At 64.0% G+C, this 15,218-nt stretch carries 12 protein-coding genes; 7 read left to right on the forward strand and 5 right to left on the reverse strand.

The genetic code is table 11. The features are described 5' to 3' along the window. Positions 1-5: 5 nt before the first annotated feature. On the reverse strand, positions 6-947 hold the full coding sequence (gene metF, locus AB7G19_RS05835; RefSeq protein WP_085401895.1) for a methylenetetrahydrofolate reductase [NAD(P)H]: 942 nt from the start codon (positions 945-947) through the stop codon (positions 6-8). Between the two features lie 399 nt (positions 948-1,346). Between metF and AB7G19_RS05840 the strand changes: the two genes are divergently transcribed. Beyond that, positions 1,347-2,360 (forward strand): LLM class flavin-dependent oxidoreductase, encoded by a 1,014-nt coding sequence (locus AB7G19_RS05840; RefSeq protein ID WP_085401894.1) that lies wholly within the window; start codon positions 1,347-1,349, stop codon positions 2,358-2,360. A 122-nt stretch (positions 2,361-2,482) separates the two neighbouring features. Here the strand turns inward: AB7G19_RS05840 and AB7G19_RS05845 are convergent, their stop codons facing one another. Together AB7G19_RS05845 and AB7G19_RS05850 are read right to left on the reverse strand one after the other, a co-directional pair. Further along, positions 2,483-3,343, reverse strand: a complete 861-nt coding sequence (locus tag AB7G19_RS05845) for a prephenate dehydratase (RefSeq protein WP_014498246.1) — start codon at positions 3,341-3,343, stop codon at positions 2,483-2,485. A gap of 21 nt (positions 3,344-3,364) precedes the next feature. Next, positions 3,365-4,105 (reverse strand): 3-deoxy-manno-octulosonate cytidylyltransferase, encoded by a 741-nt coding sequence (locus AB7G19_RS05850; protein WP_014498245.1) that lies wholly within the window; start codon positions 4,103-4,105, stop codon positions 3,365-3,367. Positions 4,106-4,324: 219 nt separating this feature from the next. Between AB7G19_RS05850 and AB7G19_RS05855 the strand changes: the two genes are divergently transcribed. From AB7G19_RS05855 to AB7G19_RS05880, 6 genes are all read left to right on the forward strand, one after another. After that, positions 4,325-4,879 carry a c-type cytochrome gene (locus tag AB7G19_RS05855; RefSeq protein ID WP_071916710.1) on the forward strand — a complete coding sequence of 185 codons (555 nt, stop codon included), beginning with the start codon at positions 4,325-4,327 and terminating at the stop codon, positions 4,877-4,879. A gap of 212 nt (positions 4,880-5,091) precedes the next feature. Continuing rightward, entirely contained in the window at positions 5,092-6,993 is a 1,902-nt protein-coding gene (locus AB7G19_RS05860) for an extracellular solute-binding protein (RefSeq protein WP_085401893.1), read from the forward strand. Between the two features lie 14 nt (positions 6,994-7,007). Beyond that, the gene (locus AB7G19_RS05865; RefSeq protein ID WP_441267742.1) at positions 7,008-8,906 is read left to right on the forward strand and encodes an extracellular solute-binding protein; all 1,899 of its coding nucleotides are present in this window, start codon (positions 7,008-7,010) and stop codon (positions 8,904-8,906) included. A 2-nt stretch (positions 8,907-8,908) separates the two neighbouring features. Continuing rightward, the gene (locus AB7G19_RS05870; protein WP_028148358.1) at positions 8,909-10,018 is read left to right on the forward strand and encodes a microcin C ABC transporter permease YejB; all 1,110 of its coding nucleotides are present in this window, start codon (positions 8,909-8,911) and stop codon (positions 10,016-10,018) included. Then, positions 10,018-11,196 carry an ABC transporter permease gene (locus AB7G19_RS05875; protein WP_085401891.1) on the forward strand — a complete coding sequence of 393 codons (1,179 nt, stop codon included), beginning with the start codon at positions 10,018-10,020 and terminating at the stop codon, positions 11,194-11,196. Before AB7G19_RS05870 ends, AB7G19_RS05875 begins: the two co-directional genes overlap by 1 nt. 7 nt (positions 11,197-11,203) lie before the next feature. Further along, positions 11,204-12,841, forward strand: coding sequence for an ABC transporter ATP-binding protein (locus AB7G19_RS05880; protein ID WP_085401890.1), 1,638 nt, complete (start codon positions 11,204-11,206; stop codon positions 12,839-12,841). A gap of 88 nt (positions 12,842-12,929) precedes the next feature. Here the strand turns inward: AB7G19_RS05880 and AB7G19_RS05885 are convergent, their stop codons facing one another. Both AB7G19_RS05885 and AB7G19_RS05890 read right to left on the reverse strand, forming a co-directional pair. Continuing rightward, positions 12,930-13,784, reverse strand: coding sequence for a C40 family peptidase (locus AB7G19_RS05885; RefSeq protein ID WP_085401889.1), 855 nt, complete (start codon positions 13,782-13,784; stop codon positions 12,930-12,932). Further along, positions 13,777-15,150, reverse strand: coding sequence for a leucyl aminopeptidase family protein (locus tag AB7G19_RS05890; RefSeq protein WP_085401888.1), 1,374 nt, complete (start codon positions 15,148-15,150; stop codon positions 13,777-13,779). The genes AB7G19_RS05885 and AB7G19_RS05890 overlap by 8 nt, the downstream gene beginning before the upstream one ends. Positions 15,151-15,218: the final 68 nt, after the last annotated feature.

The following is a 15,218-nucleotide window of genomic DNA, read 5'->3' on the forward strand; positions in this document are numbered from 1 at the left end:
TTATCTTAAGCCGCCTTCTGCGCGCTCTTGGCGCGGATGCCGAGCAAATGGCTGATCGCGAACACGAGATCGGCGCGGTTCATGGTGTAGAAATGAAAGGTGTCGACGCCGCGCTTCGCCAGCTTCTGCACCTGGCCGGCGGCAACCGTCGCGGCCACCAGCTTGCGGGTCTCGGCGTCGTCGTCGAGGCCGTCGAATTTCTCCGCCAGCCAATCCGGCACGGAGGTGCCGGCGCGGGTGACGAAATTGCGGGCCTGCTTGAAATTGTGCATGGGCATGATGCCGGGCACGATCGGGATGTCGATGCCTCGGGCACGGACGCGGTCGAGATAGCGGAAGTAGAGGTCGTTATCGAAGAACACCTGCGTGATCGCGCGCGTCGCACCCGCATCGACCTTGGCCTTCAGGGTGTCGATGTCGGCGTCGAAGTCGCGCGCTTCAGGGTGCTTCTCGGGATAGGCGGACACGGAGACTTCGATGTCGCCGTGCCGCTTCTTGATGCCCGCAACGAGGTCGGCGGAACTCTGGTAGCCGTCGGGATGGCTGGAATAGGGCGCGCCGATGCCGCCGGCGGGATCGCCGCGCAGGCCGACGATGTGGCGGACGCCGACCTCGTGATAGCGGTCGACGATCTCGTCGATCTCCCCGCGCGAGGCGCCGACGCAGGTCAAATGTGCGGCCGGCAGCAGCGCGGTTTCCCTGAGGATGCGGGTGATGGTCGAATGGGTGCGCTCGCGGGTCGAGCCGCCGGCCCCGTAGGTCACGGAGACGAATTTCGGGTCGAGCGGGGCGAGCCGGTTGATGGTCTCCCAGAGATTGCGCTCCATCTCTTCCGTCTTGGGCGGAAAGAACTCGAAGGAGATTGCAGGCCGCTTCGAGGAGAGGTGCCCGTTTTGGAGGTGCCCGTCTTGCCCTTCGGCTCGGGCAGGTGTCGTCAGATCAGTCATGGCACCACTCACTCCAAGGGCTCGTCCGGTTTTTGGCGGCCGGCAGTCAGGTCTCGATTGGATGTGGGCAAGATAAGCCAAAGCGGTCGCACTCGACAGCCCATCGGGGATGGGAAGTGGCCCACTTTCACCGGTACCGGTGGAAATATTGAACGGAAGAGGGTGTGAGTGGGAAGTGCGTAGGTGTAATAAAATGTTATATAAATCAACAAATTGCAACAGTTCTGGCGACGGGCAGGAGCAAATATGGGGTGTGGGCAGTGTGAAGATGGTGTTGCCGCGACAAATCTTGTCCCATCGCCTCAACTGGCGCTGCCGTGCGGGTTCGCGGCCCGCACACGCCAGACCTGCGCAGTCTGCCCATTGCCGCCGCGCCGGCCTTCACTACCTTAGCGCGCCATGATCCCGCTCTCAGTCCTCGACCTCTCCGTCGTCACCACAAGTACAAAACCCGCCGCGGCGCTGCGCAACAGCATCGATCTGGCGCGCCATGTCGATGGGCTTGGCTATGTCCGCTACTGGCTCGCCGAGCATCACAACCTCGCCTCGGTGGCGAGCCCGGCGCCCGACGTGATGATCGGGCAGATCGCAGCGGTGACGAAGCACATCCGCGTCGGCTCTGGCGGGGTGATGCTGCCCAACCACGCCCCGCTCGTGGTGGCCGAGCGCTTCAAGATGCTGGAGGCGCTGTTTCCCGGCCGCATCGATCTCGGTCTCGGCCGCGCCCCCGGTACCGATGGCGCCACGGCCTACGCCCTGCGCAGCCGTCTCGACCGCCGCGAGGGCGACGACTTCCTGGAGCGGCTGCACGAACTGATTCTGTGGGAGACCCGCGAATTTCCCGCAGGGCACCCCTACAACAACGTGGTCGCGATGCCCGACGACACCAAGCTGCCGCCGATCTGGCTGCTCGGCTCCAGCGATTATTCCTCGGAGCTCGCCGCGCAGGTCGGCATGGGCTTCGCCTTCGCCCATCATTTCGCATCCCATGACGCGATCGATGCGATGGTGCATTACCGCAACCGTTTCCAGCCCTCGGCCTGGAGCGCGAGCCCGCGCGCGATCCTCGCGGTCGCCGTCATCGCGGCCGACACGGATGAGGAGGCCGAAAAGCTCGCCACCTCGTTCGATCTCAACCGCCTGCGCCGCGACCGCGGGCAATATCTGCCGCTGCCGAGTGTCGAGGAGGCGCTGGCCTATCCCTATACGGACGCCGAGCGCATTTCGATCTCGCGCAACCGTTCACGCCTCTTCGTCGGCAATCCGGCGACGGTGCAGAAGAAGCTGCAGCCGTTGATCGATGCGAGCAAACCGGACGAGTTGATGGTGATTACGGCCGTGTACGACCACGACGCACGGAAGAAGTCGTATTCGCTGCTGGCGGAGGCGTTCGGGCTGAGAGCGGCCGCGTAAAGCTCTCGTGTCCCGGACGCGGCGCAGCGCGAAGCGGTGCGCTGCAGAGCCGGGGCCCATCGCGCTCCGGGTATCGTGGCCCCAGGGTCCCGGCTCGCGCTCCGCGCGTCCGGGACACTCAATCAATCCTGTTGCGTTTCGCTGAACGTCGCGCGGAAGGGGTGCCCCGGATACACGCCGACGATGCGGAATTCGCGCGAGAAGAATTTCAGCTCCTCGATCGCGAACGCCAGGCCCTTGTCTTCAGGGTGGCCGTCGACGTCGGCATAAAACTGCGTGGCGAAGAAATTGCCGTCGACCATGTAGCTTTCGAGCTTGGTCATGTTGACGCCGTTGGTGGCGAAGCCACCGAGCGCCTTGTAGAGCGCGGCGGGCAAGTTGCGCACGCGAAATACAAAAGTCGTGACCAGCGGCCCCGAGCCCTGCGCCGCCCATTTCGGCTCGCGCGCCAGCACCACGAAGCGCGTGGTGTTGTGCGCCTCGTCCTCGATGTCCTCGGCCAGGATGTCGAGGCCGTAGATCTTTGCCGCAAGCCGCGAGGCGATCGCGGCGACGGCCTTGTCGTTGCGCTCGGAGATATCGCGGGCGCTGCCGGCGGTGTCGGCGTGCACGATCGGCTTGATTCCGAGTTTGCGGATGATGCGCCGGCACTGGCCGAGCGCATGCACGTGGCTCTCGACGCTCTTGATGTCCTCAAGCTTCGTCCCCTTCACCGCCATCAGCTGATGGCGGACCGGCAGAAACCATTCGCCGATGATGAAGAGGCCGGAGGCCGGCAGCAGATGATGGATGTCGGCGACGCGGCCTGCGACCGAATTCTCGATCGGGATCATGCCGAGGTCGGCCTCGCCCGACGAGATCGCCGACAGCGCGTCCTCGAAGGTGGCGCAGGGCATCGGCTCGGCGTCGGGATAGGCCTCGACGATGGCGATGTGGGAGTTGGCCCCAGGCTCGCCCTGGAATGCGATTTTCAGCTTGCTCATGATCGGCCTTGTAACAGCGGCTCAGGATTTGGAAAGGATGCTGCGGGCGGTCTCCAGGTCCGCCGGCGTGTCGACCCCGCGGGGCACGGTGTCGACGATGGTGAAGTCGATCCGCATCCCGGCTTCCAGCGCCCGGAGCTGCTCGAGCTTCTCCTGCAATTCCAGCGGGGATGGCGGCAGCGAGACGTAGCGCTCCAACGCGGCGCGGCGATAGGCGTAGAGGCCGATATGGTGGTAGCGCGGTCCGTCGCCGGTCGGCGCGGTCGCGCGAGTGAAATAAAGTGCGCGCATGCGTTTCCCGCCCAGCGAGGTTCCGATCGCCTTTACGACGCTCGGCGCGAGGTCCTCCTCCTCGGTATGGATCTGCGAGGCCAGCGTCGCGATGTCCACGGCCGGATCTTGCAGCGGCGGCAGCACCTCGCGGATGTTGTCGATCGTGATGGTCGGGAAATCGCCCTGGAGATTGACCACGATCTCGGCCTTGCCTGAGGGATCGAGCTTCTGCATCGCCTCGTGGATGCGGTCCGAGCCAGAGGGGTGCTCCGGGCGGGTCATCACGGCTTCGCCGCCATGGGCGGTGACCACGGAGGCGATCTCGTCCGTATCGGTTGCGACCGCGACCCGGCCGATGCCGGCGGCCTCTGCCCGCCGCATCACATGCACGATCATCGGCAGGCCCGCGATGTCTGCGAGCGGCTTGCCGGGCAGGCGGGTGGCGGCCATGCGGGCCGGGATCAGCACCAGGATGCGGGGATCGATCATCGGGTCAAGGGCCTGGAAACGAGAGGTTTTCCGCGTCGAGAAATGGGGTGGGGACGGGCTGAAAGCCGGGTCGCTTATACGGGTTGCCAGACCCCGGGCAAACCGATATCTCAATGGCAAAACTCGGGGAAACAACAAGGAACGTTTGATTCTCCCGAGGCTCGTCCTGGCGGCCGCTCGGCCGCTATTTCCTTACTGTGGTGTGGGGCCTGGCCGGAAATGGACTCTTTCGAACTGAACAAGATCCTCGGTGCCGTGCTTGGCACCTGTCTCATTCTGCTTGTGACGAGCTTTGCCGCCCAGGCGCTGTTCACACCGAAGCCGCTGGCGAAGCCTGGTTTCGAGATCGCCGTGAAGGAAGATGCTGGCCACGGCAAGGAAGGTGGCGCCGCTGCTGCGCCCTCCGAGCCGATCGAAAAGCTGCTCCAGACCGCTTCCGTCGAAAAGGGCGCTTCGGCTGCCAAGAAGTGCGGCGCCTGCCACACCTTCGAGAAGGGCGGCCCGAATCGCGTCGGTCCGAACCTCTATGGCGTCGTCGGCGAAGCCAGGGGCGAGGGCCGCAACGGCTTCAACTTCTCGGCCGCCATGAAGGCCAAGGGCGGCACCTGGTCGTTCGACGACCTCAACAAGTTCATTGCAAACCCGAAGGGCTTCATCCCGGGCACCGCGATGGGCTTTGCCGGCATCCCGAAGGACTCCGAGCGCGCCGACGTCATCGCCTATCTGAATTCGCTGTCAGAGCATCCTCAGCCGATCCCGACGGCGTCGAAGTAAGGCCGTCAAAAGCCAATCTTGAATGTGCGGCCAGGCTGAAAAGCCTGGCCGTTTGCTTATCCGGGCCTCGCGGTGAGTTTATCGGGGCGTTTGGCCGCATCCGACAGGCCGCCGGGGCTTCCAACATGAGGAAAAAGCAACATATTCCGTCGAAACCTCGCCTATATTGAGCACTTAAAGGGGTAACCTCCTTCAAGATCAGGAATGTTGATTTGGCCATTACCCGACGCGATCTCCTGCTCACCGGCACTGCTGCCGTAGCGCTCCCCGCCCTCGGTTCCGTAGGGGGCCTTCCCGTCATCGGCACGGCCGCGGCGCAATCCGCCAGTGAGGCGCCCTGGCGCCACGCGCTGTCGCTGTTCGGACAGGTCAAATATCCCGCCGACTTCAAGCGCTTCGATTACGTCAATCCGGAAGCGCCCAAAGGCGGTGTCGCGCGCCAGATCGCCGTCGGCACTTTCGATAATTTCAATATCGTAGTGGCGGGAGTGAAGGGGCAGGTCGCCGGTGCCGTCGCGTTCATCTACGAATCCCTCACGACGCCGTCGCTCGACGAAGTCTCGACCGAATACGGCGCGCTGGCCGAGGCCGTCAGCCACCCGGCCGACTTTTCCTTCGTCACCTATCGTTTGCGGCCGCAGGCCAAATGGCATGACGGCAAGCCGGTCACTGCGGACGACGTGATCTTCTCGCTGGATGCCTTCAAGAAGCATCACCCGATGTACTCGGCCTATTACAGCCATGTGGTGAAGGCCGAGAAGGTCGGTGAGCGCGAGGTGAAGTTCGTGTTCGACGCACCGGGCAACCGCGAGCTGCCGCAGATCGTCGGGCAGCTCACGGTTTTGCCGAAGCATTGGTGGGAGGGGACCGACGCGCAGGGCCGCAAGCGCGATGTCTCCGCGACCACGCTCGAAATACCGCTCGGTTCCGGCCCCTACATGGTCAAGGAATTCGTGGCGGGACGGTCGATCGCGCTGGAGCGCGTCAAGGATTATTGGGGGCGCGATTTCGCCACCAATGTGGGCCGCAACAATTTCGACGAGATGCGCTACGAGTATTTCCGCGATGCCACCGTGGCGATCGAGGCTTTCAAGGCCGATCAGGTGGACTGGCGCACCGAGAACAGTGCGAAGAACTGGGCGACAGCCTACGACTTCCCGGCCGTGACCGAAAAGCGGGTGATCCTCGAGGAGTTCGCCAATCGCAGCTCGGGTGTGATGCAGGCTTTCGTGCCGAACCTGCGCCGCGCCAAATTCAAAGATCCGCGCGTGCGTCGTGCGCTCAACTATGCGTTCGACTTCGAGGAGATGAACAAGCAGATCTTCTACGGTCAATACAAGCGCGTCAGCAGCTATTTCGATGGCATCGACGAGCTCATGGCGACCGGGTTGCCGCAAGGGAAAGAGCTCGAGATCCTCGAGACCGTCCGCGCCGAGGTCCCGCCGGAAGTGTTCACGACGGCCTACACCAATCCGGTCGGCGGCAGTCCGGAAGCCGTGCGCGACAATCTTCGCGAGGCGCTGCGCCTGTTCAAGGAGGCCGGTTACGAGGTGCGCGACCGCAAGCTGGTCGACGTCAAGACCGGTGCGCAGTTCACCCTGGAGCTGCTGAACCAGGATCCGAGCTTCGAGCGGGTCACGCTGTTCTACAAGCCGTCTCTGGAACGGCTCGGCATCGCGGTCAGCGTGCGCACGGTCGACCCGACTCAATACGAGAACAGGACGCGGGACTGGGATTTCGACGTCGTCACCAACTCATGGGGCGAGTCGCAGTCGCCGGGCAACGAGCAGCGCGAGTTCTGGTCGTCCAAGACGGCCGACATCGCTGGTTCGCGCAATATTGCCGGCATCAAGAATCCGGCGGTCGACAAGCTGATCGAGCGGCTGATCTACGCCACGGGCCGCGACGATCTCGTCGCGGCAACCAAAGCGCTCGACCGCGTGCTGCTGTGGAATAACTACGTCGTTCCGCAATGGACCTATTCGAAGATCCGCACCGCGCGCTGGGATCGCTTCGGCCGGCCGGCGGAATTGCCCAAATACGGTCAGTCCGGCTTCCCGTTCATCTGGTGGTACGACGCAGACAAGGCGGCACGGATCGCAAAGAAGTCGTGAAGGACATCCCCCGCATGACGCAGATGTCACGCCGCCATGTGCTGGTCTTGGGTGTCGGCGGCACTCTCAGTGCGTCCCTCGGCGCGCTGATGTTGCCCGGCGCACGCGCATCGGAGGCGGGGATCGAGGCGCACGGCATCTCGGCGTTCGGCGATCTCAAATATTCCGCCGACTTCCACCATTTCGACTATGTCAATCTCGATGCGCCGAAGGGCGGCACGTTCTCGCTCATTCCATCAACGAAAGGCTACAACCAGTCGTTCCAGACCTTCAATTCGCTCAATGCCTTCATTCTGAAGGGCGAGGGCGCGCAGGGCATGGATCTGACCTTCGTCACGCTGATGGCGCATGCCGGCGACGAGCCCGACGCGATGTATGGCTTCGCCGCGAAATCAGTGCAGCTCTCGGCTGACAAGCTCGCCTATCGGTTCACGATGCGGCCCGAGGCACGGTTTCACGATGGCTCGAAACTGACCGCGCATGACGTCGCGTTCTCGATCAATGTGCTGAAGGAGAAGGGGCATCCGCTGATCCAGATCCAGATGCGCGACGTCAAGGGCGCCGAAGCACTGGACGACGCCACCGTGGTCGTGACCTTCGCCGAGAAGCGGGCACGTGACGTGCCGCTCTATGTCGCGGGTTTGCCGATCTTCTCGAAGGCCTACTACGCCAACCGGTCGTTCGAAGAAACCACGACCGAGACGCCGCTGGGCTCCGGTCCCTACAAGGTGGGCAAGTTCGAGATCAATCGATTCATCGAGTTCGAACGTGTCAAGGACTGGTGGGGCGCGGACCTGCCGGTCTGCCGCGGCAGCAACAATTTCGACGTGATCCGCTACGAATTCTATCGCGACCGCGACGTCGCCTTTGAAGGCTTTACCGGCAAGAATTATTTGTATCGCGAGGAGTTCACCTCGCGCATCTGGGCCACGCGTTACGACTTCCCGGCGATCAGGGACGACCGCGTCAAGCGCGAGCAGGTGCCGGATCAGACTCCGTCGGGCGGCCAGGGCTGGTTCATCAACACGCGGCGGGACAAGTTTAAGAACCCGAAGGTGCGCGAAGCGCTGAACTGCGCGTTCGACTTCGAATGGACCAACAAGACCATCATGTACGGCGCCTATGCGCGCACGCGCTCGCCGTTCCAGAATTCGGACCTCGTCGCGGAGGGCCTGCCGTCGCCCGAGGAGTTGAAGCTGCTCGAGCCCTTCCGCGGCCAGGTGCCCGACGACGTGTTCGGTGAGCCGTTCGTGCCGCCGGTGTCGGACGGCTCCGGCCAGGATCGTGCGCTCTTGCGCAGGGCCCAGCAATTGCTCCAGGAGGCACAGTTTCCGGTCAAGGATGGCAAACGGCTGCTGCCGAATGGCGAAGTCTTCGCCGTCGAATTCCTGACAGACGAGGCCTCGTTCCAGCCGCACCATGCCTCGTTCCTCAAGAATCTCGGCGTGCTTGGTATCGAGGCCAATCTGCGTCTCATCGACGCCGTGCAATATCGTGCGCGGCTCGAGTCCTTCGATTTCGACTTTGCAATACAGCGCCTCACGATGTCGGCGACGCCCGGCGATAGCTTGCGGACGTACTTCACCTCGCAAGCTGCGGCGACCAAGGGGTCTTACAACTATGCCGGCGCCGGCAGTCCTGCGCTCGACGCGCTGGTCGAGAAGGCCATGGCGGCGGAAACACGCAATGAGCTGACGATCGCGTGCCGCGCGATCGATCGTGTCTTCCGCGCCGGCCGCTACTGGGTGCCGCAATGGTACAATACCAGCCACCGGCTGGCTTATTGGGACCAGTTCAGCCATCCCGCGAACCTGCCGCGTTACGCGATCTCCGACTATGCAAGCGGCGTCGGTGAGCGGACCTTGTGGTGGTATGACCGCGCCAAGGCGGCCAAGCTCGAGCAGGCGAAATAATCATGAGCGCCTATATCGCCCGCCGCATCCTCCTGATGATCCCGACGCTGCTCGGGATCCTCTTCGTCTCCTTCGTCGTCGTGCAGTTCGCGCCGGGCGGCCCGGTCGAGCGCGTCATCGCGCAGCTCTCGGGCGCTGACACCGGCGGCAGCTCGCGCATCTCGGGCGGCGGTGATTTCGCTCAGCGCGCGCCCGGTCAGCTGGGCGCTGGTGGCGATGCCATCAATTCGAAATATCGCGGCGCGCAGGGCCTGGACCCCGACTTCATCAAGAAGCTGGAGAAGCAATTCGGCTTCGACAAGCCGGCCCCCGAACGCTTCGCGCTGATGGTGTGGAATTTCGCCCGCTTCGATTTCGGCAACAGCTATTTTCGCGATGTCAGCGTGCTCCAGCTGATCAAGGAAAAGCTCCCGGTCTCGATCTCGCTTGGCATCTGGCTGACGCTGCTGACCTACTTGATCTCGATTCCGCTCGGCATCCGCAAGGCGGTCAAGGACGGAACGCGCTTCGACACCTGGACGTCGAGCGTACTCGTGCTCGGCTACGCGATTCCCGGCTTCCTGTTCGCGATCCTCCTGATCATCCTGTTCGCCGGAGGCTCGTTCTTCAACTGGTTCCCATTGCGCGGACTGACGTCAGACGGCTGGTCGCAATTTCCCTGGTACTGGAAGATCATCGATTACTTCTGGCATTTGACGCTGCCGCTGATCGCCATGGGGCTCGGCGCGTTCACCACCATGACGTTCCTGACCAAGAACTCGTTTCTGGATGAGATTCGCAAGCAATACGTGATGACTGCGCGCGCGAAGGGCTGCAGCGAGAATCGGGTGCTCTATGGCCACGTCTTCCGCAACGCGATGCTCATCGTGATCGCGGGCTTTCCCAGCACCTTCATTCACGCTTTCTTCTCGGGCTCGCTTCTGATCGAGACCATCTTCTCACTGGATGGGCTCGGACTGCTCAGTTTCGAGAGCGTTCTCAACCGCGACTATCCCGTGGTGTTCGGCACGCTCTTCATCTTTTCGCTCGTCGGCCTCGTGATCAACCTCATCTCTGACCTCACCTATATGTGGATCGATCCGCGGATCGATTTCGAGGCGCGGGAGGTCTGATGACACTGGCCGCCCCGACCCCGATCGAAACCACCGCAAAGTCGCCGCTCGGCGATGCCGTGCCGATCACGCGCAAGCCGTTCGTGCCATCGCCGCTCAACCGGCGGCGCTGGCAGAATTTTAGGGCGAACCGGCGCGGTTACTGGTCGTTCTGGATCTTCATGATCCTGTTCGTGGTGTCGCTGTTTGCCGAGCTGATCGCCAATGACCGGCCGTTCCTGATCAAGTACGACGGCCATCTCTACTGGCCGGCCTTCGTCACCTATTCCGAGACGACCTTCGGTGGCGACTTCGAGACGGCGGCCGACTACCGCGATCCCTATTTGCAGAAGCTGATCAAGGACAAGGGCGGCAGCATCGTCTGGCCGCTGATCCGCTATTCCTACGACACCCACAATCTCGACCTGCCGACACCGGCGCCGTCGCCGCCGACCTGGATGCTGACGGAGGCGCAGTGCAAGCCTGTCGTCGAGAAGAAGGGCCTCAAGAGCTGCCGCGACCTCGAATACAACTGGCTCGGCACCGACGATCAGGGCCGCGACGTGGTTGCGCGCCTGATCTACGGTTTCCGCATCTCGGTGCTGTTCGGCCTGTGCCTAACCATTGTCTCCTCCGTCGTCGGCATCGCGGCCGGCGCGGTGCAGGGCTATTTCGGCGGCTGGGTCGATCTGTTGTTCCAGCGTTTCATCGAGATATGGACTGCGATCCCTTCGCTCTACCTCTTGCTGATCCTCTCGTCGGTGCTCGTGCCCGGCTTCTTCGTGCTGCTCGGCATCCTGCTCCTGTTTTCCTGGGTGTCGCTGGTCGGACTCGTGCGCGCGGAATTCCTGCGCGGGCGCAATTTCGAGTACATCCAGGCCGCGCGCGCGCTGGGCGTGTCGAACGCCGTGATCATGTTCAAGCATTTGCTGCCGAACGCGATGGTCGCGACGATGACGTTCCTTCCGTTCATCGTCTCCTCGTCGGTCATGACGCTCACGGCCCTCGATTTCCTCGGCTTCGGGCTGCCGCCCGGCTCGCCGTCGCTCGGCGAACTGCTGTCGCAGGGCAAATCCAACGTGCAGGCGCCCTGGCTGGGTTTCTCCGGCTTCTTCTCGGTCGCGATCATGCTGTCGCTCTTGATCTTCATCGGCGAAGCCGTGCGCGACGCCTTCGATCCGCGCAAGACGTTCAAGTGAGGGCGTGATGGACGCGATCAACCAGCCCCTGCTTGCCGTCCGCGACCTCTCGGTGGCCTTCCACCAGGGCGGCGCGACGACGCTCGCGGTCGACAAGGTCTCGTTCCAGATCAAGCGCGGCGAATGCGTCGCGCTAGTCGGCGAGTCCGGCTCCGGCAAGTCGGTCAGCGCGCTCTCGATCCTGAAGCTTCTGCCCTATCCGAATGCCTCGCATCCCTCGGGCAGCATCCGCTTCAAGGGGCGGGAGCTGATCGACCAGTCCGAGCAGCAGATGCGGGAGATTCGCGGCAGCGATATCTCCATCATCTTCCAGGAGCCGATGACCTCGCTCAATCCGCTGCACACGATCGAGGCGCAGATCGGCGAGATCATCCAGCTCCACAATCCGACCAGCAATGCCGAAGCGCGCAAGCGGACGCTGGAACTGCTGACGCAGGTCGGCATCCCCGAGCCCGAAACGCGGCTCAACAGCTATCCGCACCAGCTCTCCGGCGGCCAGCGTCAGCGCGTCATGATCGCGATGGCGCTCGCCAACGAACCGGACCTCCTGATCGCGGACGAGCCGACCACGGCGCTCGACGTCACCGTGCAGGCGCAGATCCTGGCGCTGCTCGCCGAGATCCGCTCCCGGCTCGGCATGAGCCTGCTCTTCATCACCCACGATCTCGGCATCGTGCGCCGCATCGCCGACCATGTCTGTGTCATGAAGGGCGGTGAGATCGTCGAGCAGGGGCCGGTCGAGCAGGTCTTCAGGACCCCGAACCATCCCTATACGCGCGACCTGCTCGCGGCGGAGCCGAAGCCCGATCCGGCGCCGCCGCAGCCGAATGCACCGGTGGTGATGTCCGCCGATGATTTGAAGGTCTGGTTTCCGATCAAGCGCGGCTTGATGCGCAAGACGGTTGGCCACATCAAGGCGGTCGATGGCGTCAGCATTGCCGTACGCAAGGGCGAGACGCTCGGCGTCGTCGGCGAGTCTGGCTCGGGCAAGACCACGCTCGGGCTGGCGCTGATGCGGCTGATCTCCTCCAATGGCCGCATCGTGTTCCTCGGCAAGGACATCCAGGGCCTGCGCTTCAAGGAGATGCGACCGTTCCGGCGCGACATGCAGATCGTGTTCCAGGATCCGTTCGGCTCGCTCAGTCCGCGCATGTCGGTCGCCGACATCATCGCCGAGGGCCTCACCGTGCACCAGCCAAAGCTGTCGCGCGAGGAGCGTGAGGAGCGCGTCGTCAAGGCGCTCGAGGACGTCGGGTTGAAGGCAGACACCCGCTATCGCTATCCGCATGAGTTCTCCGGCGGCCAGCGCCAGCGCATCAGCATCGCGCGGGCGGTGGTGCTGGAGCCGGATTTCGTGGTGCTGGACGAGCCGACCAGCGCACTCGACATGCTGATTCAAGCGCAGATGGTCGACCTCTTGCGGGAGCTCCAGCGCAGGCGCGATCTCACCTACATGTTCATCTCGCACGATCTGCGCGTCGTCGCCTCGCTCGCCAGCCATCTCATCGTGATGCGCGGGGGGAAGGTGGTCGAGGAGGGACAGGCCGCCGAACTGTTCAAGAGCCCGAAGACGGATTACACACGCGCGCTGTTCGCGGCGGCGTTCCGGCTGGAGACGGCGGGGAACGGGGCGGTGGCGACGTAGTCTTCAGTCGGATGGGTAGAGCGAAGCGAAACGGCGCGTGGTGAGAATGATGGGTTTCGCTGCGCTCTACCCATCCCACGAAGTCGCGCTACAGCCGCTTGATCGCGACGATTTCGCTGCCTGCCGCCTTGATCCGCGCGATCGCCGGCTCGGTCGCCTCGATCACGGTTGCCATGTGATGCGCGTTGGCGTGAACCATGGTGCCGCCATCGCGGACGATGGCGACATGGCCCTTCCAGAAAATGAGATCGCCGCGTTGCAGCTTGGTCCGCTCATGCGTCTCCAGCGCGCGGCCGAGCCCTGCCTGCTGCATGTCGCTGTCGCGCGGGCAGCCGATGCCTGCTGCTGTCAGCGAGACCTGCACGAGGCCGGAGCAGTCGATGCCGAGGCTGCTCTTGCCGCCCCAGAGATAGGGCGTGCCGACGAAGCGTTCGGCGACCGCGACGAAGTCCGGCTCGCGGTGATCGAGCGGGGCGATATGGGCCTTCGGCAGATATTGTCCGTCGCGCGTCACGGCGAAGCTGCCGTCCTCGTGCACCACCGCAACCTTCGAGCCCAGCGCGAGCGTGCCGGCCGGCGGCAGCTTGATCGAGGGACCGGGGAAGGCGAATGTCCGGAGCGCGCTCACCTTGTGGGTCGGGGCGGCCGATGGCTTCATCAGCGCTGCATCAGGCAGCCAGCCGACATAACCATCGCCGCCAAGCTGGCCCCAGGCCCAGCCTTCGCCGTTGCGATCGTAGACCGTGACGCGTTCGCCGCGCAGCGCCTCCGTCATCAGCATCGCGTTCGACGACGGCTGCTCGCGCACGGGTGTGATCGCCTCGAACACCTCGAATTCCTCGCCCGTGACGAAGCGGTCGGCTTCCACCTTGCCTTCGAGATATTTCGCGGCGAGGTCGCCGCGCGCCGGTGTCAGCCTTGGATCGTGTCCTGGATCATGCATAGCGCTCGCTCAGCAATGTGTAGATGGCGCGCGCGGCCTGGCATTCGCCGCCTTCGGGCCGCGCCGGCTTTGCCGACGGGGTCCAGCCGTAGATGTCGACATGAAGCCAGCTCTTCGCCTGCTCGACGAACCGTTGCAGGAACAGCGCGCAGGTGATCGAGCCGGCAAAGCCGCCTGAGGGTGCGTTGGTGATGGTGGCGGTCTTGGAGTCCAGCCACGCATCGTAAGGCGGCCACAGCGGCATGCGCCACAAGGGATCGTTCTCCTTCGCCGCGCAACGCGCGACGTCGGCGGCCAGCGTCTCATCATTGGTGTAAAAGGGCGGTAAATCCGGCCCCAGCGCGACGCGCGCCGCGCCGGTCAGCGTGCCCAGATCGATCAGAAGGTCCGGCTTCTCCTCGTCGGCCAGTGCCAGCGCGTCGGCGAGCACGAGCCGGCCCTCCGCGTCGGTGTTGCCGATCTCGACCGTGATGCCCTTGCGCGAGGTGAAGATGTCGAGCGGCCGGAAGGCATTGCTGGAGACGGCATTTTCTACCGCCGGAATCAGCACGCGCAGGCGGACCTTGAGCTTCGCATCCATCACCATGCGCGCGAGCGCCAGCACGTTGGCGGCGCCGCCCATGTCCTTCTTCATGATCAGCATGCCGCTCGACGGCTTGAGGTCGAGCCCGCCGGTGTCGAAGCAGACGCCCTTGCCGACCAGCGTCACCTTGGGATGATCAGGATCGCCCCAGCCGATGTCGATCAGCCGCGGCGCGCGGTCCGAGGCCATGCCGACGGCGTGGATCAGTGGAAAATTCGTCTTCAGGTCCTCGCCGATGGTGCAGGCAAAGCTGGCACCGAATTCCGTGGCGAGCGCTTGCGCGGCCGCAGCGAGCTCTTCCGGGCCCATGTCGTTGGACGGCGTGTTGATGAGGTCGCGCGCCAGCATCGCGGCGTCCGCCATGCGATTGATCTCGGCCGCGTCCACGCCATCGGGCGGTACCAGTCGGACGGCGGGGCGGTCAGCCTTGCGGTATCGGGCGAAGCGATAGCTGCCGAGTGCAAAGGCGAGCGACGCCAACCGCGCATCGTGGGGGGCATTGGCAAAGCGATAGATGCCGGGCGGCAGCAGGCCGGGCAGGGCGCCCGGCCGGAACAGGTCGCGTGATCTCGCGCCCTCGTCCTCGAGTCCGAACAGCACTTGCGCGATCGCGCCGTCCGGCGCGGGCAGCGCGAGATAGCCGCCCGGCTTGGCGGCAAAGGCGCTCGCGGTGGCGAACTGGCGTTGCACCGGCGGCAATTTCTCGGCGACCTGATCCCAGCTCGACTTGGTGACAAAGGTGATCGGGATGGCGGTGGGCGATGTCTCGAAGACAGAAGGCATTGGCGGGTCCGGATCGTCAGATCAAGCAGGTCATGCGAACGGACGAGACTTCGCAGAGTTTCGCCGCG

Origin of the sequence: Bradyrhizobium sp. 215_C5_N1_1, assembly GCF_052075935.1 — a bacterium.
Taxonomy (GTDB): domain Bacteria; phylum Pseudomonadota; class Alphaproteobacteria; order Rhizobiales; family Xanthobacteraceae; genus Bradyrhizobium; species Bradyrhizobium barranii.